Origin of the sequence: Litoribrevibacter euphylliae (assembly GCF_042646085.1) — a bacterium.
GTDB classification, from domain to species: Bacteria; Pseudomonadota; Gammaproteobacteria; order Pseudomonadales; family Litoribrevibacteraceae; genus Litoribrevibacter; species Litoribrevibacter euphylliae.
This window is the reverse complement of record NZ_JBHRSZ010000002.1, coordinates 1,092,450-1,113,919: the sequence shown is the minus strand read 5'-3', so window position 1 is coordinate 1,113,919 and position 21,470 is coordinate 1,092,450. Positions and strand designations below refer to the sequence as shown.

Annotated in this window: 23 protein-coding genes; 15 read left to right on the top strand and 8 right to left on the bottom strand. The window is 45.9% G+C overall.

What is annotated here, in order from left to right; all coding sequences use genetic code 11:
• Positions 1-15: 15 nt before the first annotated feature.
• On the bottom strand, positions 16-1,977 hold the full coding sequence (locus ACFOEK_RS06710; protein WP_386718007.1) for a sigma-54-dependent Fis family transcriptional regulator: 1,962 nt from the start codon (positions 1,975-1,977) through the stop codon (positions 16-18).
• Positions 1,978-2,311: 334 nt separating this feature from the next.
• On the opposite strand from ACFOEK_RS06710, the gene ACFOEK_RS06705 reads away from it, so the two are divergent.
• The 9 genes from ACFOEK_RS06705 to ACFOEK_RS06665 all read left to right on the top strand — a co-directional run bounded on the left by ACFOEK_RS06705 (position 2,312) and on the right by ACFOEK_RS06665 (position 9,881).
• Entirely contained in the window at positions 2,312-3,412 is a 1,101-nt protein-coding gene (locus ACFOEK_RS06705; RefSeq protein WP_386718004.1) for an ABC transporter ATP-binding protein, read from the top strand.
• Entirely contained in the window at positions 3,405-4,505 is a 1,101-nt protein-coding gene (locus tag ACFOEK_RS06700) for an ABC transporter ATP-binding protein (protein WP_386718001.1), read from the top strand. The genes ACFOEK_RS06705 and ACFOEK_RS06700 overlap by 8 nt, the downstream gene beginning before the upstream one ends.
• Entirely contained in the window at positions 4,502-5,368 is an 867-nt protein-coding gene (locus ACFOEK_RS06695; RefSeq protein WP_386717998.1) for a carbohydrate ABC transporter permease, read from the top strand. Before ACFOEK_RS06700 ends, ACFOEK_RS06695 begins: the two co-directional genes overlap by 4 nt.
• A 10-nt stretch (positions 5,369-5,378) precedes the next feature.
• A complete protein-coding gene (locus tag ACFOEK_RS06690) occupies positions 5,379-6,185 on the top strand; it encodes a carbohydrate ABC transporter permease (RefSeq protein WP_449280219.1) in 807 nt (268 codons plus the stop codon).
• 25 nt (positions 6,186-6,210) lie between these two features.
• The gene (locus ACFOEK_RS06685) at positions 6,211-6,483 is read left to right on the top strand and encodes a DUF2160 domain-containing protein (RefSeq protein ID WP_386718585.1); all 273 of its coding nucleotides are present in this window, start codon (positions 6,211-6,213) and stop codon (positions 6,481-6,483) included.
• Between the two features lie 189 nt (positions 6,484-6,672).
• Complete coding sequence (locus tag ACFOEK_RS06680) at positions 6,673-8,352, top strand: ABC transporter substrate-binding protein (RefSeq protein WP_386718582.1); 1,680 nt, start codon at positions 6,673-6,675, stop codon at positions 8,350-8,352.
• Between the two features lie 148 nt (positions 8,353-8,500).
• Positions 8,501-9,106 carry a hypothetical protein gene (locus ACFOEK_RS06675; RefSeq protein WP_386717995.1) on the top strand — a complete coding sequence of 202 codons (606 nt, stop codon included), beginning with the start codon at positions 8,501-8,503 and terminating at the stop codon, positions 9,104-9,106.
• Entirely contained in the window at positions 9,103-9,540 is a 438-nt protein-coding gene (locus ACFOEK_RS06670; RefSeq protein WP_386717992.1) for a GNAT family N-acetyltransferase, read from the top strand. Before ACFOEK_RS06675 ends, ACFOEK_RS06670 begins: the two co-directional genes overlap by 4 nt.
• A gap of 38 nt (positions 9,541-9,578) precedes the next feature.
• Entirely contained in the window at positions 9,579-9,881 is a 303-nt protein-coding gene (locus ACFOEK_RS06665) for a hypothetical protein (RefSeq protein WP_386717988.1), read from the top strand.
• Here the strand turns inward: ACFOEK_RS06665 and ACFOEK_RS06660 are convergent.
• Complete coding sequence (locus tag ACFOEK_RS06660) at positions 9,878-10,834, bottom strand: LysR family transcriptional regulator (protein ID WP_386717986.1); 957 nt, start codon at positions 10,832-10,834, stop codon at positions 9,878-9,880. The genes ACFOEK_RS06665 and ACFOEK_RS06660 overlap by 4 nt on opposite strands.
• A 157-nt stretch (positions 10,835-10,991) precedes the next feature.
• On the opposite strand from ACFOEK_RS06660, the gene ACFOEK_RS06655 reads away from it, so the two are divergent.
• Positions 10,992-11,600 carry an FMN-dependent NADH-azoreductase gene (locus tag ACFOEK_RS06655; protein ID WP_386717984.1) on the top strand — a complete coding sequence of 203 codons (609 nt, stop codon included), beginning with the start codon at positions 10,992-10,994 and terminating at the stop codon, positions 11,598-11,600.
• A gap of 46 nt (positions 11,601-11,646) precedes the next feature.
• Positions 11,647-12,477 (top strand): pirin family protein, encoded by an 831-nt coding sequence (locus ACFOEK_RS06650; RefSeq protein ID WP_386717981.1) that lies wholly within the window; start codon positions 11,647-11,649, stop codon positions 12,475-12,477.
• Between the two features lie 18 nt (positions 12,478-12,495).
• Here the strand turns inward: ACFOEK_RS06650 and ACFOEK_RS06645 are convergent, their stop codons facing one another.
• Together ACFOEK_RS06645 and ACFOEK_RS06640 are read right to left on the bottom strand one after the other, a co-directional pair.
• Entirely contained in the window at positions 12,496-13,686 is a 1,191-nt protein-coding gene (locus tag ACFOEK_RS06645) for a GGDEF domain-containing protein (RefSeq protein WP_386717978.1), read from the bottom strand.
• Positions 13,687-13,793: 107 nt separating this feature from the next.
• Positions 13,794-14,195 carry a hypothetical protein gene (locus ACFOEK_RS06640; RefSeq protein ID WP_386717975.1) on the bottom strand — a complete coding sequence of 134 codons (402 nt, stop codon included), beginning with the start codon at positions 14,193-14,195 and terminating at the stop codon, positions 13,794-13,796.
• Between the two features lie 118 nt (positions 14,196-14,313).
• Here ACFOEK_RS06640 and ACFOEK_RS06635 point away from each other — a divergent pair, with 118 nt between their 5' ends.
• On the top strand, positions 14,314-15,066 hold the full coding sequence (locus tag ACFOEK_RS06635; RefSeq protein ID WP_386717972.1) for a DnaJ domain-containing protein: 753 nt from the start codon (positions 14,314-14,316) through the stop codon (positions 15,064-15,066).
• A gap of 624 nt (positions 15,067-15,690) precedes the next feature.
• On the opposite strand, the gene ACFOEK_RS06630 is transcribed toward ACFOEK_RS06635, so the two are convergent.
• Positions 15,691-17,376 carry an isovaleryl-CoA dehydrogenase gene (locus ACFOEK_RS06630; RefSeq protein ID WP_386717969.1) on the bottom strand — a complete coding sequence of 562 codons (1,686 nt, stop codon included), beginning with the start codon at positions 17,374-17,376 and terminating at the stop codon, positions 15,691-15,693.
• Between the two features lie 55 nt (positions 17,377-17,431).
• Complete coding sequence (locus tag ACFOEK_RS06625; protein ID WP_386717966.1) at positions 17,432-18,040, bottom strand: TetR/AcrR family transcriptional regulator; 609 nt, start codon at positions 18,038-18,040, stop codon at positions 17,432-17,434.
• A gap of 131 nt (positions 18,041-18,171) precedes the next feature.
• Between ACFOEK_RS06625 and ACFOEK_RS06620 the strand changes: the two genes are divergently transcribed.
• Together ACFOEK_RS06620 and ACFOEK_RS06615 are read left to right on the top strand one after the other, a co-directional pair.
• Positions 18,172-19,152, top strand: coding sequence for a YheT family hydrolase (locus ACFOEK_RS06620; RefSeq protein WP_386717963.1), 981 nt, complete (start codon positions 18,172-18,174; stop codon positions 19,150-19,152).
• Positions 19,153-19,257: 105 nt separating this feature from the next.
• A complete protein-coding gene (locus tag ACFOEK_RS06615) occupies positions 19,258-19,731 on the top strand; it encodes a CBS domain-containing protein (RefSeq protein WP_386717960.1) in 474 nt (157 codons plus the stop codon).
• Between the two features lie 29 nt (positions 19,732-19,760).
• Here the strand turns inward: ACFOEK_RS06615 and ACFOEK_RS06610 are convergent, their stop codons facing one another.
• A complete protein-coding gene (locus tag ACFOEK_RS06610) occupies positions 19,761-20,114 on the bottom strand; it encodes a hypothetical protein (protein ID WP_386717957.1) in 354 nt (117 codons plus the stop codon).
• Between the two features lie 34 nt (positions 20,115-20,148).
• The gene (locus ACFOEK_RS06605) at positions 20,149-20,568 is read right to left on the bottom strand and encodes a hypothetical protein (RefSeq protein WP_386717954.1); all 420 of its coding nucleotides are present in this window, start codon (positions 20,566-20,568) and stop codon (positions 20,149-20,151) included.
• A gap of 81 nt (positions 20,569-20,649) precedes the next feature.
• Between ACFOEK_RS06605 and ACFOEK_RS06600 the strand changes: the two genes are divergently transcribed.
• Positions 20,650-21,456 (top strand): substrate-binding periplasmic protein, encoded by an 807-nt coding sequence (locus ACFOEK_RS06600; protein ID WP_386717951.1) that lies wholly within the window; start codon positions 20,650-20,652, stop codon positions 21,454-21,456.
• The last annotated feature ends 14 nt before the right edge of the window (positions 21,457-21,470 follow it).

Here is a 21,470-nt window from a genome sequence, read left to right as displayed (position 1 = left end):
CATTGGTTGAAAGCGCTATTTAATCCCTAACGCTTTCAAACGTTTGTAGAGGGTGTTTCGGCTGATGCCTAAGGCTTTGGCAGTACGAGAAATATTGCCTTTATTGGTTTGGTAGACTTCTAACGTATCTTGATGCACTTGATCGAGGGTTGCTTCTAACATCGGCGAAGACGAGTTTGAGATAGGTGCTTCCTCGGGCTGTTCTTCTTGATGAGTCGAGTGACGTTCCTGACGTCGAATGTCTTCAAAGAAATCGTCAGGTAAATGATCTGGGCGAATAATTTCATCGTCGGCCATGGCCAGAGAGATTTGAATCACACTGCCAAGTTGACGAATGTTGCCCGGCCAGGGATGTTTTTCAAACAAGGCCAAAATGTCAGCTGACAGCTCTTGAGCTTGATCGGGAGCACGGTGAATGCGGTGCAGCTCTTTGAATAGATCGGTCTTGTCGGTGCGATCTCTTAATGGCGGAAGTTCGAGGTTGAGCCCGCTCACTCGATAATATAAATCCTGTCGAAACAACCCTTTCTCCACGTCGTCTTTCAATGAACGATTGGTGGCGGAGATTACTTTGATATCCACCGGGTAGGATTCGGTTGAACCCAGTGGCGTGACTTTACGTTCTTGTAATACCCGAAGCAGACGAGCCTGAGCCTTAAGCGGCATTTCGCCAATTTCATCGAGAAAGAGGGTGCCCTTATTAGCTTTACGGATAAAACCAATGCCCCCCTTGGCATTGGCACCGGTAAAGGCTCCTTTTTCATAACCAAAGAGTTCCGATTCAACCAATTCGCTGGGAATGGCGGCACAGTTCACTGCTACCAATGGGTGAGACTGTCGTGTGCTCTTCTCATGCAACGCTTTTACGAAGACTTCTTTACCTACCCCGGTTTCCCCATGAATAAGAATGGGGATTTCTTTCTCGATGATGCGCTCTGCCTGACGAATGCAACGGGCAACTTTTTCATCGCCAAAGCCAATGCGATCTAAGGAAATTTCAGAATCGCTTTCCGGTGCCGAGCTTGTATCGGCTAACGTTGATTGTTCGACGGTCGTAAGCGAAGGCTGTGAACCTGTTTCTGCTGTCTGCAGTTGGCGGAAGTCGTTTACCTGAATCCCCTTGGCCGTCGGGCGCTTAACCAGCCCGAGCATTTCATACTTGTTAAGGGTCATCAGGGGAATGGGCAGGTTTTCTGGGTGATTCTTGAAGTTGGTCAGTGAGCAATTGAATAAGTTGGTGATCTTAGTCAGGGCGATGTCGTGGCCAAGAATCAATTCCGCCCTGCGATTGGCAGAGATAATGGTGCCTTGTTCATCAAAGACGATTAGCCCAGACCAGGCACTGTCGATGTTATCTAGGTTGGCATTGAAGATCAGAATGAAGTGATCACGCTGAAAGGTGCTCATGATTAAGCGGTTTTCCACCGACTGAGACATGAGTTTAACTAAGCCAAAGGTATGGGCATGGGGCAAATAGGCATCGCTGGAGACATCCAGTACACCAATGATTTCTTTCTTGGAATTAAGAATCGGTGCTGCCGAACCTATCATAAAACGGTTGGCTCTAAGGAAGTGTTCGTCTTTGGCCACTTGTACGGCACTGCCAGTGGCTAACACGGTTCCTATGGCATTGGTGCCGTTGTAGCGTTCAGTCCAGCTGACACCTTGAGTGAAGAATTCCTTTCGATTGCGATCTAAAAACCGTTGATCGCCCCAGCTGTCCAGCAATTGCCCTTGGTTATCCGTTAACACAATCAAACATTGAGTGTTTGAGAGAATGTTCTCGTAATAGGGCAGGACTTCATTATTAGTCGTGGTAACCAGTGTCTGGTGTTCTTCGATGACAGAACTGATTTCACCCTGAGTGAGCTTATGCAAATAGGGTGAGGTGTGATGATCTAACCCGTATTTTCGACAGCGGTTCCAGGAGCTGTCAATTAACTCACTTTGCTCTTGTGTGGGGGAAAATGACTGCATCTGTCGGAACTCGTGGTGGATGAAAATTGTTCAGTGCTGGGTTTGGAGTGTTCATATTAAGTGTTCAAAAGTGTTCATTGTCAACAGTTTGAGTGTTCACTTTGATAAACCCAAAGTGTTCAGTGTTAATAAATGAATCTGTTCAGTTGTGTTTATAAGTATATATAAAACAATGGCTTATATGGTTTGTTTTGGTGTTTTGAGCTGGGCTGGCATTCGAATTGCTCTCTTCGTGCCCCATTGTGGTTTTTTTGTAGTAGCGGGCTCAGCCGTAGGGCGAATGGCGTCGTTAAGAAAAAAATTCGTTAAGAGAAAAATAAGAAAGGACAGCTGAATGTCGCTTACTTTAGAAAATGTGAGTCGTATCGTTGATGGTGAAGTTCACATCAACAACGCATCGCTCATCCTGGAGCCAGGTTCCTTTAATGTGTTGTTAGGACGAACCTTGGCCGGAAAAACGTCCTTGATGCGTCTGATGGCCGGTTTAGATCGACCAAGTACCGGTCGAGTGTTAATGAACGGTGTCGATGTCACTGGTGTACCGGTTCAGAAACGTAATATTTCCATGGTGTATCAGCAGTTCATTAATTACCCGAATCTGACGGTTTGGGAAAATATCGCTTCGCCGCTGCGCTTGGCCAAAGTAAAACCGGCAGAGATTACACGCCGTGTACAAGAAGTGGCTGAGTTACTGCACATTGAAGCCCACCTTAAAAAGCACCCAATGGAATTATCGGGTGGTCAGCAGCAACGAACTGCGATGGCACGTGCCTTGGTCAAGGATGCGAGCTTAGTGTTGTTTGATGAACCCTTGGTTAATCTGGATTACAAGCTGCGTGAAGAACTGAGACAGGAATTGCGCAGTCTGTTCCGAGCACGCAATACCATCGCTGTATACGCCACCACTGAGCCGAACGAAGCACTGGCGTTGGGGGGAACCACAACTCTGCTTCATGAAGGCAATGTGATTCAGACCGGGCCTGCATCTGAGGTCTATCGTAATCCGGCCAATGTTAATGCGGCTGAGTTGTTCAGTGAGCCACCGATTAATCTGGTGGATGGCAAGATTACAGAGAACCAGGTGTTTATCAGCGAAGCAGTCCACTTCCCGATGGTTCAGGAACTTCAGGATTTACCGCCAGGGGATTATAAGTTTGGTATTCGTCCAAGCCATATCGGTTTAGTCCCTCAGAACGACGATGACCTTGAGTTGGCAGTGACCGTTGAACTGTCTGAAATCAGTGGCTCCGAGTCCTTCCTGCATGTTCGTAATAAACATTTCCCTTTGGTGATGCAGCTGTCCGGTGTCTATGAATTCCACACCGATACCGATGTGAATGTATATCTGCCCGCGCATCGCTTGTTTGTATTTGATACGGAGGGGAACTTGATTAAAGCGCCTTCGTCTGTGGTAGGAGGTGCCGCTCATGGCTGAGATTCATCTGAAATCCCTGGCTCACAGTTACAGTAAAAACCCGAGTGGCCCGGAAGATTACGCCATTCGTGAAATGAATCATGTATGGGAGCAAGGTAAGGCGTATGCCTTACTTGGCCCTTCTGGTTGTGGCAAGAGTACCTTGCTGAACATTATTTCCGGTTTGCTTTCGCCATCGGGTGGCGAAATTCTGTTTGATAATGTGGTGGTGAACGACATTCCACCGGAAGATCGTAACATCGCACAGGTGTTCCAGTTCCCTGTGGTGTATGACTCGATGACGGTGTTTGATAACTTGGCGTTCCCGCTTCGTAATCAGAAAGTCCCGGAACCTAAAGTCATCGCCAAAGTAAATGAAATTGCTGAAATTCTTGAGCTGCAAAGCGTGCTTAAGAAGAAAGCAAAGAACCTTACGGCCGATGAAAAGCAAAAAGTGTCGATGGGCCGTGGTCTGGTGCGCGATAACGTATCCGCTATTTTGTTTGATGAACCGTTAACGGTGATCGACCCGCATTTGAAGTGGAAGTTACGTCGTAAGCTCAAGCAAATTCATGAACAGTTCAACATCACCATGGTGTATGTGACGCACGATCAGCTGGAAGCGTCGACCTTTGCCGATCAAATTGCCGTAATGTATGACGGTCAGATTGTGCAATTCGGTACGCCTCGTGAATTGTTCGAACGACCAAATCACACGTTCGTGGGGTACTTTATTGGTAGTCCGGGGATGAACATCACCGAAGTGCGTCGTAGCCCTGAAGGCGTGTTCTTTGATGGTGTTGAGTTAGCGCTGCCTTCTGGAATTAATGACATTCTCCAAGCGTCTTCGTCGAACAACATCAAAATCGGTATTCGTCCTGAGTTTGTTCAAGTCACCCAAGAGCCGACTGAAGGGTCGTATCAGTGTGAGGTCTTATTTGAAGAAGACTTAGGCACCTATAAAGTGCTGGCATTGCAACTGGGTAACTGGGAAATCAAAGCGATTCTTGAAGAGAGTGCGGTTTCTCCAACCAAAACTGCTTACGTGAGCTTTCCGGCGCAATGGTTAAAGCTCTACATCGATGAATATCTGGTTGAGGAGGCTCTGTCATGAGAAAAGTAGAAAACAACAAGGCTTGGTTCCTAGTACTTCCGGTCTTCCTACTGGTGGCTTTCTCGGCGATTGTGCCTTTGATGACGGTAGTGAACTATTCGGTTCAGGACATTTTTGACCAAAATACCGCGTATTTCGTAGGTGCTGAGTGGTATCGCGAGATTTTGACCGATACCCGTTTGCATGACTCTTTGTTGCGTCAGTTTATGTTTTCGTTTGCGGTGTTGGCGATTGAGATTCCATTGGGCATCGGCATTGCGTTGATGATGCCAACCAAAGGAAAAATGGCGTCTGTGTGTTTGATTCTGGTGGCAATTCCCTTGCTGATTCCTTGGAACGTGGTAGGCACCATCTGGCAGATCTTTGGACGTGCGGATATTGGGTTGTTCGGTTCGGCGATGACCAGCCTCGGTCTAGATTATAACTACGCCTCTAACACCACCGATGCCTGGGCGACGGTATTGCTGATGGATGTGTGGCACTGGACGCCGTTGGTGGCCTTGCTGTGTTATTCCGGTTTACGTGCAATCCCTGAAGCCTTCTATCAGGCGGCTCGTATTGACCGTGCATCAAAGTGGGCAGTGTTCCGTCATATTCAGTTACCGAAATTAAAGAACGTGTTGGTAATCGCGGTGTTGTTGCGCTTTATGGACAGCTTCATGATCTATACCGAGCCTTTCGTATTAACCGGCGGCGGCCCTGGTAATTCGACGACCTTCTTGAGTCAGACATTAACCAAAATGGCGATTGGTCAATTTGATTTGGGGCCGGCGGCTGCTTTCTCATTGATCTATTTCTTAATCGTATTACTCGTTTCTTGGTTGTTCTTTACCACAATCAGTCACATGGATAAGGACAAGTAAGGAGAGCACCATGGAAATGACTCGTAAGAAAGCCTTGGGGATTACCCTCTACATTCTGTTTGTATTGGTGCCTATCTATTGGTTGTTGAACATGTCGTTCAAAAGCAACGAAGAGATTCTGGGCGGATTATCGTTGTGGCCGACGGAGTTCACGCTAGAGAACTACATCGTGATCTTTACAGACCCTACTTGGTACACAGGTTACTTTAACTCGATGATCTACGTGACCATGAACGTGATCATTACCTTGCTGGTGGCTTTGCCAGCGGCGTATGCGTTCAGTCGTTATAAGTTCTTGGGCGATAAGCAGATGTTCTTCTGGCTTCTAACTAACCGTATGGCTCCGCCAGCGGTGTTCTTGTTGCCATTCTTCCAGCTGTATTCGTCGGTTGGTTTGTTTGATACCCATATTGCTGTGGCCTTGGCGCATTGTTTGTTTAACGTACCCTTGGCGGTATGGATTCTGGAAGGCTTTATGTCGGGTGTGCCGCGTGAAATTGACGAAACGGCATACATCGACGGTTATAGTTTCCCAAGATTCTTCGTACGCATTTTCTTGCCTATGATTCGTTCGGGGATTGGGGTAACGGCGTTCTTTGCCTTTATGTTCTCTTGGGTAGAGTTGCTGTTGGCCAGAACGCTGACATCGGTAGATGCCAAGCCAATTGCTGCCATCATGACCCGTACGGTCGGGGCGACGGGAATCGATTGGGGGGTACTGGCAGCGGCCGGGGTCTTGACCATTATTCCAGGATTATTGGTGATTTGGTTTGTTCGAAACCATGTCGCAAAAGGCTTTGCACTTGGGCGCGTATAAGCGCTGAGACAGGAGTAGTTTTATGATGAGTTGGATGGCATGGACACAAACCACGGCAATTTTCTTTAGCGTCATTGCCATGATGTTGGTTTGTATGACCATTTACGAAATTAAGGTTCCGAGTACGGAACGCAAAGGTTTTCTACCTATCGATACCTCTCGTGGGGATCGATTGTTTATCGGGCTTCTCAGTAGCGCTTTCATCCACTTATTATTTGTGGGGCTAAGTGAAGTCACCTTATGGATACCGCTGGCAATTTCAGTGGTGTGGGTAGGAATAGTGCTTCGTTGGGGATAACTCTGTTCTGGAGATTACTCTGTTAAGAAGCGATTTTTCGTCTGAACCAGATGTACGGACGCTTTACGTGCCAGCTTTCTTCGAAACTGGCGACGCGAAACTAGAGATAGCTATAAGAGGCTAGACATGAAAATAAATAAAATAACATCGAAGGGACTCGCACTTAGTGCCGCCATTTCATTGTCCGCAATGGGGGGGACTGTGTACGCCGATGAATACTCTGATGCGTCTAAGAAGTGGCTAGGTGAAGAATTCACTCAGTCCAGCATCAGCAAGGAAGAACAGATGAAAGAACTGGCATGGTTCACAGAAGCGTCTAAACCGTTTCGTGGCATGACCATCAATGTTGTTTCTGAAACCATCGCGACACACGAGTATGAGTCAAAAGTATTAGCGAAAGCCTTTGAAGAAATCACAGGCATTAAAGTTAATCACGACTTGATTCAGGAAGGGGATGTGGTTGAGAAACTACAAACTCAGATGCAATCAGGTCGTAGCATTTACGATGCTTACATCAACGATTCTGATCTGATCGGAACGCACTTCCGTTACGGTAAAGTGGTGCCAATTTCAGACATGATCGAAAACGAAGCAAAAGATTTAACCTTGCCGTCTTTGGATCTGCAAGACTTCATCGGTCTTGAATTTACGACTGGCCCAGACGGTAAAATTTACCAGTTGCCTGATCAACAGTTTGCCAACCTATATTGGTTCCGTGCCGACTGGTTTGCACGTGATGATCTTAAGAAGCAATTCCAGAATATTTACGGCTATGAGCTAGGTGTACCGAAGAACTGGTCAGCCTATGAAGACATCGCTGAATTCTTCAGCAAGCATGTGAAAGAAATCGATGGTCAGCCGGTTTATGGCCACATGGACTACGGTAAGAAAGATCCATCGTTGGGTTGGCGTTTCACCGATGCCTGGTTCTCTATGGCAGGTGCGGGCGACAAAAATCTACCAAACGGTTTCCCTGTGGATGAGTGGGGTATTCGTGTAGAAGGCTGTCAGCCTGTTGGTTCAAGTGTTGAGCGTGGTGGTGCGACTAACGGCCCTGCGGCTGTGTATGCAACAACCAAATACGTTGATTGGTTGCGTCAGTATGCGCCGCCAGAAGCACAAGGTATGACCTTCTCTGAAGCTGGTCCGGTTCCGGCACAAGGCGGTATTGCTCAGCAGATCTTCTGGTATACGGCATTTACGTCCAGCATGACCAAAGAAGGCTTGCCGGTAGTAAACGAAGATGGCACTCCAAAGTGGCGTATGGCACCTTCACCGAAAGGGCCGTACTGGGAAGAAGGCATGAAGCTGGGTTATCAGGATGCCGGTGCTTGGACCTTCCTAAACTCCACACCTGAGAAAAACCGTCTAGCGGCGTGGTTGTATGCTCAGTTCACTGTGTCTAAAACCGTATCTCTTAAGAAAACTCTGGTTGGTTTAACGCCAATTCGTGAGTCTGACATCAATTCTCAGGCAATGACCGATGCAGCGCCTAAGCTGGGCGGTTTGGTTGAGTTCTACCGTAGCCCTGCGCGTAAGCAGTGGACGCCAACAGGTACTAACGTACCGGATTATCCGAAGCTGGCTCAGCTGTGGTGGCAGTACATTGCAGAGGCCGCAAGTGGTGAATCTACACCGCAAGAAGCCTTGGATGGTTTGGCGAAAGCACAAGACAAAGTACTTAAACGTCTAGAGCGTTCAAAAGTACAGGGCGAGTGTGGTCCTAAGCTGAATCCTAAGCGTGATGCCGAATACTGGTTGTCGAAAGAAGGTTCTCCGAAAGCGAAATTGGCTAACGAGAAACCTCAAGGTGAAACTGTACCTTATGAGCAACTTCTGAAGAGCTGGCAAGTATCTAAGCTCGATTAATCAATGTATTGATCAATTACGATTGATTAGTACTTGATATCAAAACCCCCGGTCATTGCAATTATGTAATGGCCGGGGGTTTTGTGTTATTAAGGTATGATTATTCTGCATACTTTATGGTGTCTTTTATGAAGAGCCCCCTTATCTTATGAAGAGAGTGTTTGGTTATATGAAGAAACTGACGGGTCTTTGTCTTTTAAGCAGCTTTCTTTCTGGTTGTGTTTATTATCATTCACCTAATTACCGTTCCCCTGAAACACCGGGACAACGAGTGTCTGACACCCATTATGGCAGTTTGAATACTGAAGGCGAGGCGGTGAAATACAACATTGGCTTCGTTTTTGATTACGACTACCGCAATGGGTCGCGGCCTGAGTATCCAACGGGTCGGGATTTTACGCTGACCAAAGAGTACTCGGCATTTGCTGACAGTGAGGAATTTAAGAAGAACCCAACGCAGTTCATTCCCGGCTATCGGCGAGTCTCCGGATTTGAATATGCGGGGACGTGGGAGTTTGATAAAGCCAGTTGTTCGCTCAGCTTAGGCAATGAAGAAACGGGTTTTCTGGTGAACATGACAGGCAAGGTTGATCGATGTTATGAAACAGTTTCAGGATCAGGGCGTTATGTCACACGCATGGCATATATTGTGGTGGAGTCTACGCTGCCAGAATTAGAGGGTAAGGTGTTTCAGGGTAAAACCTCTGATTTTATCTGCAGACTGGATGAGTACTTAAAGGAACATACATTATGAGCACCTCCGACGTAACCTTTGAACTGATTGATGCCCCTTCGGCAGAACAAGTGAACGAACTGACGGATAATTTCTTTCTCTATGCCAAAAGCTTTACTCCTGGCCTCCCGCCGGAATCAGAAGATAAGATTTTTATGATTCGGATGAAAGATGAGTCACAAGGTTTCATTGGCGGCATCTATGCTAACTGTTATTGGGACGCTTTAGAAATAGACACTTTGTGGGTTGCAGAATCTCAGCGTGGTAAGGGATTAGGCATTGAGTTGGTTCAGCAAGCGGAAGCCTTTGCGTTACAACACAACGCAGGGATTGCCTTTCTAAAAACGGTGGATGCAAAGGACTTCTATGAGAAGCTGGGCTATGAAGTGTATGGTGTTCTGGAAGATCGACCTAAAGGTACCTTGCTGTATCACATGAAGAAGCGATTGGCCTGAAGTTCATAGCGAACGGATAAAAATAATTAAGGATAATTATGACCCTAACATGGACGATCGTAGGATCAATAATCACGTTTGTTGTCTTTACCTTGTCTATTCCTATGATTGGGCTTGCGGCGGCAGGCATTGGGATGAGCAGGCAAGGCAATTCACCTGAGAAAAAATTTCTCCTTCCTTTCTATCTTTCAAATACTATCTTTATCGTCGCCTGCTTAGCGCCTTTATGGACGATTGCCTTTGCCTGGGTTTTTTACTTGTTCGACTTTTCTGCGTATTGGTACTGGTGGTTTTTAGCTCCGTATCCCACTTATGTCATCGGCTTGATGTTGCAAGATTAAGCTTGATGATTTTCTTTCTGACAAGCGGGTTCATTACAGATGTTGGTGAGTAACTCTGCCAACTTCAATGTCCCTGGGCCAGCTTGATCCGGGTCTTTAAACACCAAATAACTTTGAACGAATCTGACGCCGCCGTCTTTAAGGACGAGAGGTTTCAGAACCCCTTGTTCCAGTTGATTTCGAATTCGCGTCACTGGCAACCACGCAAAGCCCAAGCCTTGGCTTACCTGATCAATGGCAATGCTCATCTGGTTGACTGACCAACGTTGCTCAGCACCTAACCACCCGGAATCGACACGTTTACGGCCGGAATCCATGGTCACCAGTTGGCGCTCACGTTTAAGATCTTGTAAGGAAATGGGCTGACCGGATTGGTGCAGAGGATGACCCGGCGAGGCGACGGGCTGGAATTCTACATTCAATAGCGGCTCACCTAAAAAGCCTTGCGGCACAGTACCGGTAATGGCGAGATCGGCGGTACCATCAAACAGCGCCTCATTGGTGCCCGACAACACCGTTTCTTTAAATTCAATGCGAGTGTCTGGTGTGATTTCAGCGAGCTTGTTCAATGCTTCTGTCACTATGCAGGTAGGGAAGATGGCGTCCATCACAATGTTAATCTGTGCTTCCCAGCCTTGGGATAAACTGGAGGCTACCCGCTCTAGTTCATCGGCTTCTCGTAACAGTGTTTTTGATCGTCGCAGTAGTACTTCACCAGCGTCCGTCAGCACAGCTTTGCGACCCTTGATAGTCAGTACTTTGATGCCGAGCTGATCTTGTAGTTTCTGAATGCCGTAGGTGATGGTCGATTGGCTTTTATAGAGTTTATCGGCCGCTTGGGCATAACCACCGTGTTCAATGACGGCATGAAACATTTTCCATTGATCCAGTGTGACTTTTGGCATCTTGAGCTCACTTCTTTGCTGTTGATGAATGACTGTAAAAGTCGACATCCGTGTAATTTTTATCAGTCTAGTCGATGGATTGTATCAAATCAATTGTCTTTTTTATCGGTTTGGGCGATATAAAATGAACTCATCTCTTACAAACACAGCTACAAAAAATAGCGACAAACAGTAAGTCAGTTAAACAAATTTGATGAGGTGAATTATGGCTAAGGCATTAGTAATTAAGAGTTCAGTTTTTTCAGGTCAGGGTGAGTCTTCAAAGTTGGTTGATCACGCGATTGCTACATTGAAACAGGAAATTCCAGGCATTGAAATTATTGAACGCGATTTAGGCTCAAACCCTGTTGATCATTTGAGTGGTGCAACCACAGCGGCGTTTTTCGCAGAAAACCCAGCTGAGCTTTCTGAAGATCAACAAGCGGCGTTGGCTTTGTCGAATACGTTAATCGACGAATTAAAGTCGGTGGATTACTTGGTGCTAGGTGTACCTATGTATAACTTCGGTATTCCTTCTACCTTAAAAGCCTGGATTGATTATGTGGCGCGTGCAGGTGTGACTTTCCGCTATACCGAGAATGGCCCGGAAGGGTTAGTGACTAATGTTAAGAAGACCATTATTACAGCGGCTCGTGGTGGTATGTATAAAGGCACACCAAAAGACACTCAAACCGGCTATCTAAAAGACGTATTAAGTTTCTTAGGGATTAACAACGTGGAATTTGCTTATGCCGAAGCTTTGAACATGGGTGAAAAAGAGTCCGCAGTTAAGCAGGCGCAACAAGATATTGATGCGATCGTCGAAGCCATATAACTGTTTGTTACTGTTGAAAACTGTTCACCGTTAGGAGGTATTGAGTATGTCCAAGGTACAAGTATTTAAGGCCAGACCAGCCTCCGATGGAGCTGGGGTAAAGATCAATCGGGTGTCTCATATGTCCAACCCGAAGCTTATGGATCCCTTCTTGATGCTGGATGAAATTCATTCGGATCAAGCCGAGGACTATATTGAAGGCTTTCCACCGCACCCACACCGAGGTTTTGAGACCGTTACTGTAATGCTGAAAGGTCAAATGCGTCATCGTGATCACTTGGGTAACAATGGAGTGATTGGTTCCGGTGGTGGCCAGTGGATGATGACAGGGCGTGGGGTTATTCATTCGGAAATGCCGGAACAAGAAGCAGGCTTGTTGCATGGTTTTCAGTTGTGGCTCAACTTAGCGGCGAAAGACAAAATGAAACCGGCGCGCTATCAAGATCTTCAGCGTCAGGATTGGCTCGAAGAAACCGTAGATGGTCTTGTTGTCCGAGGTATTGGCGGTACTTTGATTGTCAATGATCAATCCCTTAAAGCGCCAGTCGACTCTGGAAAAACACGTGCTTCTGTGTTTACGGTGGCAGGGAAGGAAGGTGATCATTTGACGGTATCTCATCCTCAGAATACGAAGTTCTTTGCTTACGTCTATCAGGGGGCCGTTGTTTTAGACGGAATGCATTTTGAACGCGGTAATTTGATTATTGTGGAAGATACTTCGCAGTTGGAATTAAGTTTGCTGGAAACGTCAGGCTTGTTACTGCTATCCGGTGAGCCCTTAAACGAACCTGTGGCACAGTACGGCCCCTTTGTGATGAACACCATGGAAGAAGTTGAGCAGGCGTTGCAAGATTATCGCGAAGATAACTTCGTTTAGACGTATACCACTTAACGATTAAGGCAGAGCGGATTCTACTCGGTTTCTGCCTTTTTGTTTGGCTTGGTATAAGGCCTGATCAGCGACTTTTTGAAGGTGCTCTTGTTCACGTCGCTCGGTGCTTTTAGGAATGCTGCTCGCTATCCCAACACTGATCGACAATACACCACCGGCTGGATGCGCAATGGCTAGGCTGTAGACTTGTTGCCGCAGCTTTTCCCCCAACGAAAGCGCATTGCTTTGATTCATCTGTGGGCAGACGATAATAAACTCTTCGCCGCCAAAGCGTGCCAACAGATCACTGCTGGCTCGAATCGATTCTTTCAGCGTCTGGGCAACGGCGATCAATATCTCGTCTCCCTTGTGATGGCCTGCCAGATCATTAAATTCTTTGAAACGATCAATGTCGATCATCAGCACACTGATGTCTTTTGCCTCTTGATGGGCTTGTTGCCACAGTATCTTATAGTGCTCATCGAGATAACGGCGGTTATAGAGTCCGGTCAGTTGATCAATATGAGAGATGTGTTCGAAGCGCTGTTTTTCCTGATTGAGGCTTTCTTTTTCAGCATTCAGTAACAAGCTTTGCAAATACGTTTGGCGCAGACCGTGATTGATTTGATAGTTACCGACCAAACCAAAGAAGGCGACGCCGAGACAGATAAACAGGTTGTTCATGAAAATATCGGCTGGTGAGGCTTTGGTCATACCAATGACCAGTGCATAACTGAGGATCATCACCACTGTTGATGACAGTGCATAACGAAACGGTAAACGAGCCAGGGTACAGCCGAGCATGATGGCTAATAAAGTGCCACTTTGATAGTAATGTTGTCCTTGCTTTGCCGCCCAATATCCCAGTAATACGATGGATAAGTTAATTAAGCAGAGAGTGATAGATGCTAATATGTATTGCCAATGCGTGGCTGGCCCCCAGCGCAGAAAGATCAGGAAAAACAGCCCGGGGACGGTGATAATCGAGCGAAGTAAAATACTTTGATCAAGCAACTGAGGAATAATCAGGCTGTCTGCAAATATAAAGCCTAAATAAACAGAGAGTCCGACTAATAATGGGAAGAGCGCACCGCGAAAGTGGTGGTCAAAGAAATAGCGGCGATACTGGAGTTCTAATTCGCGATCTGAAAACGTGAGCGGTTTAAATCCGTGATTCAAAGTCGCTTTGATTTTGTCTGTGGTTATCGTGCTCACGCGTATTTATCTTATTACTCTTGTTATTTTGCGAAGCATAGTGCGATTAAGGGACATATATTGCAAGAAAAATTGTTCGTTTTATGATCGCTTCTACTTAGTGATGCTCAGTTTAAGCGAACTTTTTCCAGCGACGTAGCCAGCCATTGATTCATTTCATGGGTATCAGAAAGAATATTCACACCTTTACACAGATCTGTTAGAAAACCGAATACCATGCGTGTACGTTCCGAGCCGGAGACGATACCCAGCTGAATTTTATCCTGAACATGGATCAGCTCTTTCATGGCGCAAAAGCTCACTGAGTACTGATTGTGAGGAAAGAATAGAATCGGTTTGTTGGTTTCTACGCTTTGTTGCATTTGACAGGACGATAGCTGTTCACAGTTAGAAACGTGAGTAACTAACTCTTTTAAATGCTCTGATGTTAGCTCGTGACCAGGATGAGGTACGATTACGGCAAAGTCATCATGCAAAGTTATGGTATGGTGGGCTGTCTGTATTAGCATTAATGTAACGTCGCTTCAGGAATGTCCAGTTGGTCATTTTACTGAATTTCTTTAGCGCGCTATTTATCATTTTTGTAACAACTACGAAACGATTTGTTCTTCTACGTATAGGTTCCGAATGTCTAGGTTACTGCTGTTAATTGCGTTGGGTTTTATCATTTGGTATGGATTGCGCTGGTGGAAGCAGCAAGATCCTGAACACAGAAACAAGTCATTGGCGACCTACTTACTTTGGGGGCTGGCAGGTGTATTAATATTGCTGTTTCTGACTGGACGCGCGCATTGGATTTCTGCAGCGATAGGGGCTTTGCTTCCTTTAATGAAGTCGGCACTTCCTTACCTTCAACGACTGATTCCTTATGCTATGCACTGGAAACAACGCCAAAATCAACAAGGTCAATTGACTGGTGAGTGGCTTGAACTCAAAGTCAATCCGATGTCTGGGAAGGTGGATGGTTCAGTGATGAAAGGCGAACTAAAAGGGCGGCAGTTAAGTGATCTTTCAGAATCGGAGTTAAAGCAATTGTTACGCGATTGTCTGGAAAACGAGATGAAGTCCGCTCAGTTGTTGGGTGCATTTCTACAGCAGGCTTATGGGGCTCAGTGGCAGGCGAGTTTTGCGGATGTTCTCAACGAGCATAATGCCAAGCAATCTCAGCATGCGAACTTTGATGGCAATCATCATTCTGGCCCCATGACTCAAGATGAAGCGTGTGAGATCTTAGGGGTGGATAAGGATTGTTCGAAAGAGGATGTCTTAAAAGCCTACAAATCACTGATGCAGAAAGTGCATCCGGATCGTGGCGGCAGTGATTATTTAACGCGCTTGGTGGCGGATGCCAAAGAGTTATTAATGAAGCGTTTTAAGTAACTTATGTTTTAAGTGATTAGTGACTTACTTACAACAACCACCGAGCGTTTTTCAGAAGATACTTAGCCTGATTTCGGCTTTTTTAGGCAAAAAAAAGGTTCGGGAGAACCGAACCTAAATAACAAAAGCTAGCACTTAAGGAAGCATTAACCTTGCGCGAATTCAGGAAGAAGACCTACAAAGTTAATCTAATACTGAGTATATGAAGTAAGTTCTAAAAGGTCTGTAAGACTTTTTGGGAAGGATTGTTCAAAATTTGAACCTATAGTTTATAAGGTTTTTCCCGCAGATATTCTCACTGAAGTAGCCATTTGAAACTCCCGCCGAAACGCTATTTGAAAGAGTGATTGTTTGAAAAGTAGCAGGCATAAAAAAGCCGTCCAAAACAGACGGCCAAAAACAAAAATGAAAGATCCAAAACGCTCTCAAACGCTCACATACTGTGAAAGGATGTGACCATTGTCACACTTGTATAAAAAATAGTCTGTTGTGTTTTTGTTATAAAATTCCAAGTTGTGGATTACGTTTTGTTACATGGCTTTTTTGATGGTCAAAAAAACGACAAATAATGCGCGTTTTTTACGAAAAATGCCGTTTCTTAGTCGTTATTTATAAAGTTATCAATTAAAGTGTTGCTCTAAGAATGTAGTCTTTTAAATTGAATTTATTAGTATTTTCTGTTGAAGGTATTGTGCCGAACATGTTTCCTGTGTCTGAACGTAAACGGGCTGCACAGAAGAGGTCGGATACCATCTCATTACCTGCATTGATGAGTATACTGCCTTGCAACAAGGTGGCTAATTTTTCAACAATGATCCGTCCTTGCGATTCGAAACTGTTCAAATCTTTCATGAACGTCGAAGCTTGTTTTAGTGCCGCATCGTAATCTGAGTTTTTACCTTGGGCGGAGTGCAGTTCACTCATCAGGGCATCAAGCGTTTTAGGTGACTTATTGATGGCTCGTAGAACATCCAGACACTGAACGTTGCCGCTGCCTTCCCAGATCGCGTTGATCGGTGCTTCACGATACAGCCGCGGCATAATGCAATCTTCCATCACCGCAGCACCACCGATGCATTCCATGGCTTCATAGGCATGAGCCGGCGTACGCTTACAAATCCAGTATTTACCTACGGCAGTGCCAATACGTAGTAACAGAGCTTCGTGTTCATCATTAGCCATGTTGTCGAGCGCTTTCGCCATACGGAAAGACAGAGACATAGCGGCTTCACTTTCTAAGGCTAAATCGGCCAGAACGTTCTGCATCAATGGTTGCTCAATCAAGGTGTTGCCAAAGACACTCCGATGTTGCGCGTGGTGAATGATTTGGCTGACGGCTTGGCGCATTCCTGCAGAAGAACCGACCATACAGTCGAAGCGAGTCAGTGCCACCATTTCCAGAATATTGGCGACGCCTCGGCCTTCTTCACCTATTAACCAGGCAATGGCACCACGGAACTCCACTTCACTGGAGGCGTTAGATACGTTACCCATTTTGTCTTTCAACTGCTGAACATACATTGGGTTGCGTGTACCGTCCGGTTGCCAGCGCGGAACCAGGAAACAAGATAAGCCACCTTCCGCTTGCGCCAATACCAAGAAGCCATCGCACATTGGCGCGGATAGGAACCACTTGTGACCGATCAACTGATACAACTCGCCAGGTCCAGGTTGGCCGACTGGAATGGCTCGAGTGGTGTTGGCGCGTACATCCGAGCCACCTTGCTTCTCGGTCATGCCCATACCGATGGTCAGGCCTGATTTTTCAAAATAAGGCTTATTGCTTGGGTCATAAGTGGAGGCGTGAATTTTGGGTAGCCACTCTTTGGCAACGTTAGGTTGCTTTAAGAAGGTCGGCGTACAAGCAAAGGTCATAGTGATCGGGCAGCCATGGCCAGCTTCGACTTGTGATTGCATGTAGGTTTTGGCCGCACGGGCCACATGCGCTCCGGCTTTTGGATCTGTCCATGGGCTGGCATGCAGGCCGTTTTCAATGGCTTGTTGCATCAGGTGGTGATACGACGGATGAAAGTCCACCTGATCCACGCGACGGCCAAAGCGATCATGAGTCTTAAAGCTGGGTTTATGTTTGTTGGCCAGAAAGCCCCATTCGATCACTTTAGACGAGCCTGTCAGCAGGCCAAAAGCTGAAAGCTGTTCATTAGCCCAAGCCGCGCCATTGCGTTCAACGGCTTCTTGTAAGGCGGTGTCTTGAGTGAATAGGTTTTGATTTTCCAATGGGTGCAATTGGTTAAATACGTCATGAGTTTCCGATAGCACCTGGCTGTTATCTTTATCTTGGTGGGTCATATCTCATTCCTGTTTTTATAGTAATGTTCGTCGAATTTGAGTCTGTCTTGTCGTCTTAGGCCGAGAGTGCTCGCAAACAAAAATCTACGATGTCTTGGGTGAGTGTCTTACTTTCAATGCGATCGCAGTTATTCGGGGAGAGCGGCCCGACCAAGGCTTCTGACATGGCACCTACAATGGCGGTGGCCGAAATCATGGCGGATTGGTTACGGAAATCGCCAGACGCAATTCCTTCCTCAATCAATGCCGCGAATTGTTCTGCATAGGCACGACGAAACTGCAATCGGGTTTCATCCAACATGCTGTCTACCGGCTCTGCAATTAGGGCATAGGCCAAACGGCGACCTTTAATGGCGCGGTAGGCGAACTCAGATAACGTCGTTTCCATGCGTTCGCGTGGCGATTTATTCGGTGTGTTACAGGTTTCCGTGACCTTCGATAATTCAATTTTGGTGGCTTTTAAGAAGATCTCTTCACAGAGTTCGCCCTTGGAAGCGAAATAGCGGTAGACCGTACCTGTAGCGACGTTGGCGTGTTGTGCCACCTTATTGATGGTTATGTGAGAGAAGCCGGCTTCTAGTACGAGGTTCAAGCCCGCATTGAGCAGCCGCTCTCGGCTTTCTGCTTTTTTGGCTTGGGTGTGTGCGGTGGCTCGATAGACCATGGTATGAATCCTGATTCATTTTTTGAAGGAGTGAATCATTATTCATTTCTTGGGTCAAGGAAGTTTTGACCTTTCTTTCGGTTTTCGGCCTAATAGCGCTAACATTTCGAGCTATGGAGAATAAAGGGCTTATGTTGATTGAGCGATCAAGCTATCGCGCGCCTTGGTGGTTACGAAACGGGCACCTGAACACCATTTATCCCTCTCTCTTTCGTAAGCTGAATTTGCCCTTTAGTGAGCGTGAAAGTATTGATACCGATGATCAGGATTTGCTATGTCTTGATTGGTATCGATTGTCGATGTCTCACACTTCAGTATCGACCCCCAGAAAGCTCGTCATTATTTCTCACGGTTTGGAAGGGCACAGTGAACGGCCGTATGTATTGGCTATGTGCCGGAAAATGAATGCGTTGGGCTACGACGCGTTAGCGTGGAACTTTCGTTCCTGTGGGCCTTATATGAATCGCCAGAAACGTTTCTATCACAGTGGTGCGACCGAAGACTTGTCGCATGTGATTGATCATGCTCATACAGGTTATGATGCGATTGCTTTGGTGGGCTTCAGCATGGGTGGTAATCTCAGCTTGCTTCATGCGGGAAGGGAGCATGAAACACTTAATGATAAAGTCCGGGCCGTGGTAGGCGTATCGGTTCCTTGTGATTTGGAAGGCTGTGCGCATGAACTGGCTAAGCGACAAAACGCCATTTATATGACCCGATTTCTTAAGGATTTACGCGGTAAAATGCGGGTTAAGCATGCTCAGTTTCCGGATATTCCTCTGGATTCTTTGGATAGCGTCAAGAACTTCCAAGACTTTGATGACCTCTATACTGCGCCATTGCATGGTTTCGCTGATGCCAAAGATTATTGGACAAAGTCCAGCTGCCTTGGTTATCTCTCCGACATCAGAGTACCTGCATTAGTGATTAATGCGAAGGATGACCCCTTCTTGTCAGATTCCGCTTACCCTTATGATTTGGTTAAATCGTTAGAGAATGTGTATCTGGAAACCCCTGATCACGGTGGGCATGTGGGCTTTGTATCTTTTCATGCGGGTGGCAGTTATTGGATCGAAGATCGTGTTGCGGAGTTCCTAGAGACACATTTTTAAGCATTTTGTAACAGGATAACCCCCTATACTTATAGGTAAGGAACCCTACGGAGTTGGATGGCATGAGGTGCAGAGACTCGGAGTAGGCAAAACAGGAGTGCGATTATGAAAGTATCGGATTTAATGACGCCGAATGTCGAAACGGTGAAGATGGACACGATATTGTCGGATATCTGGAAAATTTTCCGTCAACATCGATTTCATCATCTACCTGTGGTGGATGATAACAATAAGTTAGTTGGGATGATTTCTGATCGCGATATTCTCTATCATATTTCACCGCGAGTGGAATCGGGAAATGCCACCGTGGCTGAACTTGAAGTGTTGCGTAAACCTGCTCATCAATTTATGAGTCGTGGCCCTTTGACGGTTTACCCAAACACCAGTGCCGCCCGTGCTTTGCGAACCATTATTGATCAGTCGGTGTCTTGTTTGCCGGTGGTGGATGATGAAATGAACCTGAAGGGCATCTTAACCTGGCGGGATGTGATTAAGTTTGTTATTCGCCGCACTGAAGGAGACGGTGCCTCAGTCGATACCACAGGAGTATCGGTGGATATGGAAAACCCTAGCTCGTAGGGTTTTCTGAAGCTCTAAACCGGGGAAGGTTAGCAGGTCTCTTTCAAGTGAAAGACTCGGTCCATTAGCTCTGAGAAGTTATGCAGCATTTTCGCTCGCTGCTCCAAGCTATTGGCGTAGGTTTCCTGATTAAGGTAATTGCCTTCTTTTTCTTGGCTGTATTCTCTCAACATATGCAGGCTTGGTTTTAATAATTGCCAAGCCTGATCTGTATTGGTCTTACAGACTTCAGTGTTCTCTTCTGCAGCCGTTACCAGCTTTTCAATTTTCAGCTTATTACTGATCAGCACTAGCAATGGGGAGTGTTTCCCACCTGCGTAACTTTGTATTGGGATAACAAAAGAAAGGATCAGGCTGAGATAAGCGCACATTCTCAAGAACATTAGAGTGCCTCTGTTATTTTTCGATATCTTACCGTTATTTTGAATCGCTGCTATCAAAGAAGTAACGTGCCCCAAGCATGAATTCGGTGTTGTCCAGGTCGATATTTAATCGGAAATAGCTGTCTAGTCGATGATTGGAAACATTAAAGCTCTTATCAAACTCGACTCCAAGCAGGCCTTCGACCTCGCTGTCGGCAGCGCCCAAACCAAAATAAGGCGCAATACCTATACCGTACTTTTCGTAAACCGGGTCAGTTTTGACGCTTACGCCCAAAACTTCATAGCCTAAGAAGACTTGAGGATGAAGGCCGTGTTCTGTTTCTTGATAGACTTCAATGTACGGGTTTTCTTCCACCCAATAACCGGCACCGATGGAATCAATTTGAAAGTCAGCAAGACTCAGAGAAGAAATCAATAAAAAAAGTGCTGCAAACGCAGCCTGAAACGCGCGCATATTCTATCCTTAAGTAGTTATTATTTTTTTCAGTATTTTAAGTTCGGTTCATCATATAAAGATGTTAACTGGGAAGCAAAAATGAATATTGTATTTGGGGTGACAACTCCCCGTTTTTTTCTTCGTTGTTGTGTTGGTATTTGGCTTAGTTTAACTCTGCCTCTTTATGCTCATGCGACAGAAACGGTCTCAACGGGTGATCTTTATCCGCCTTACGTTGATCGTAGCTTGCCTGAAAATGGGTTGATGGTGCCGATTATCCAGAAAATTTTTGATCTCACCGAAGATTATTACGACATTGAAATGGTCTATGAGCCTTGGGTTCGAGGCTACGAACAAACCAAACAAGGAGTTCATTTAGGAACCTTTCCTTATGTCTGGGATAAAGATCGCGATCAACACTTTTATTATTCTGACCCTGTGTTTGATATAGGTAGCTATTTATTTGTTCGCGATGAAGTCAATGAAGATGAATGGTCGATCGAACTGTTAAAAGAAAAGAACTGGACGCGAATTTGTCGACCTAATGGATACTCGATTGAAGAATTAAAAGAGCCGCTGTTATCTTTAATGGATTTTACCGTCTATTCGCCATCTGATTTACCGGATTGCTTTCGTTTGTTAGGAACTGGGCGTATGGACATTGTTCCTATCGAAAAATCTACGGGTGAATTTACCTTGTTTAATCATCTTAGTGGACTGAAGATCAAAGTGTTTAAGAACTCGGTATTTAAAGCGGGGTTGTATTTCATTGTTTCAAAACAACGTAAGGACGGTGAAAAAATCGTCCAGCAGTTTAATGCGGCGATGAAAAAGGCGCGTGAATCTGGTGAATTTGATTTATGGGTTAAAGACTTTTATGACCGGCTTGCGGTGGAGCGCCAATAAAAGAAAACCCCCAT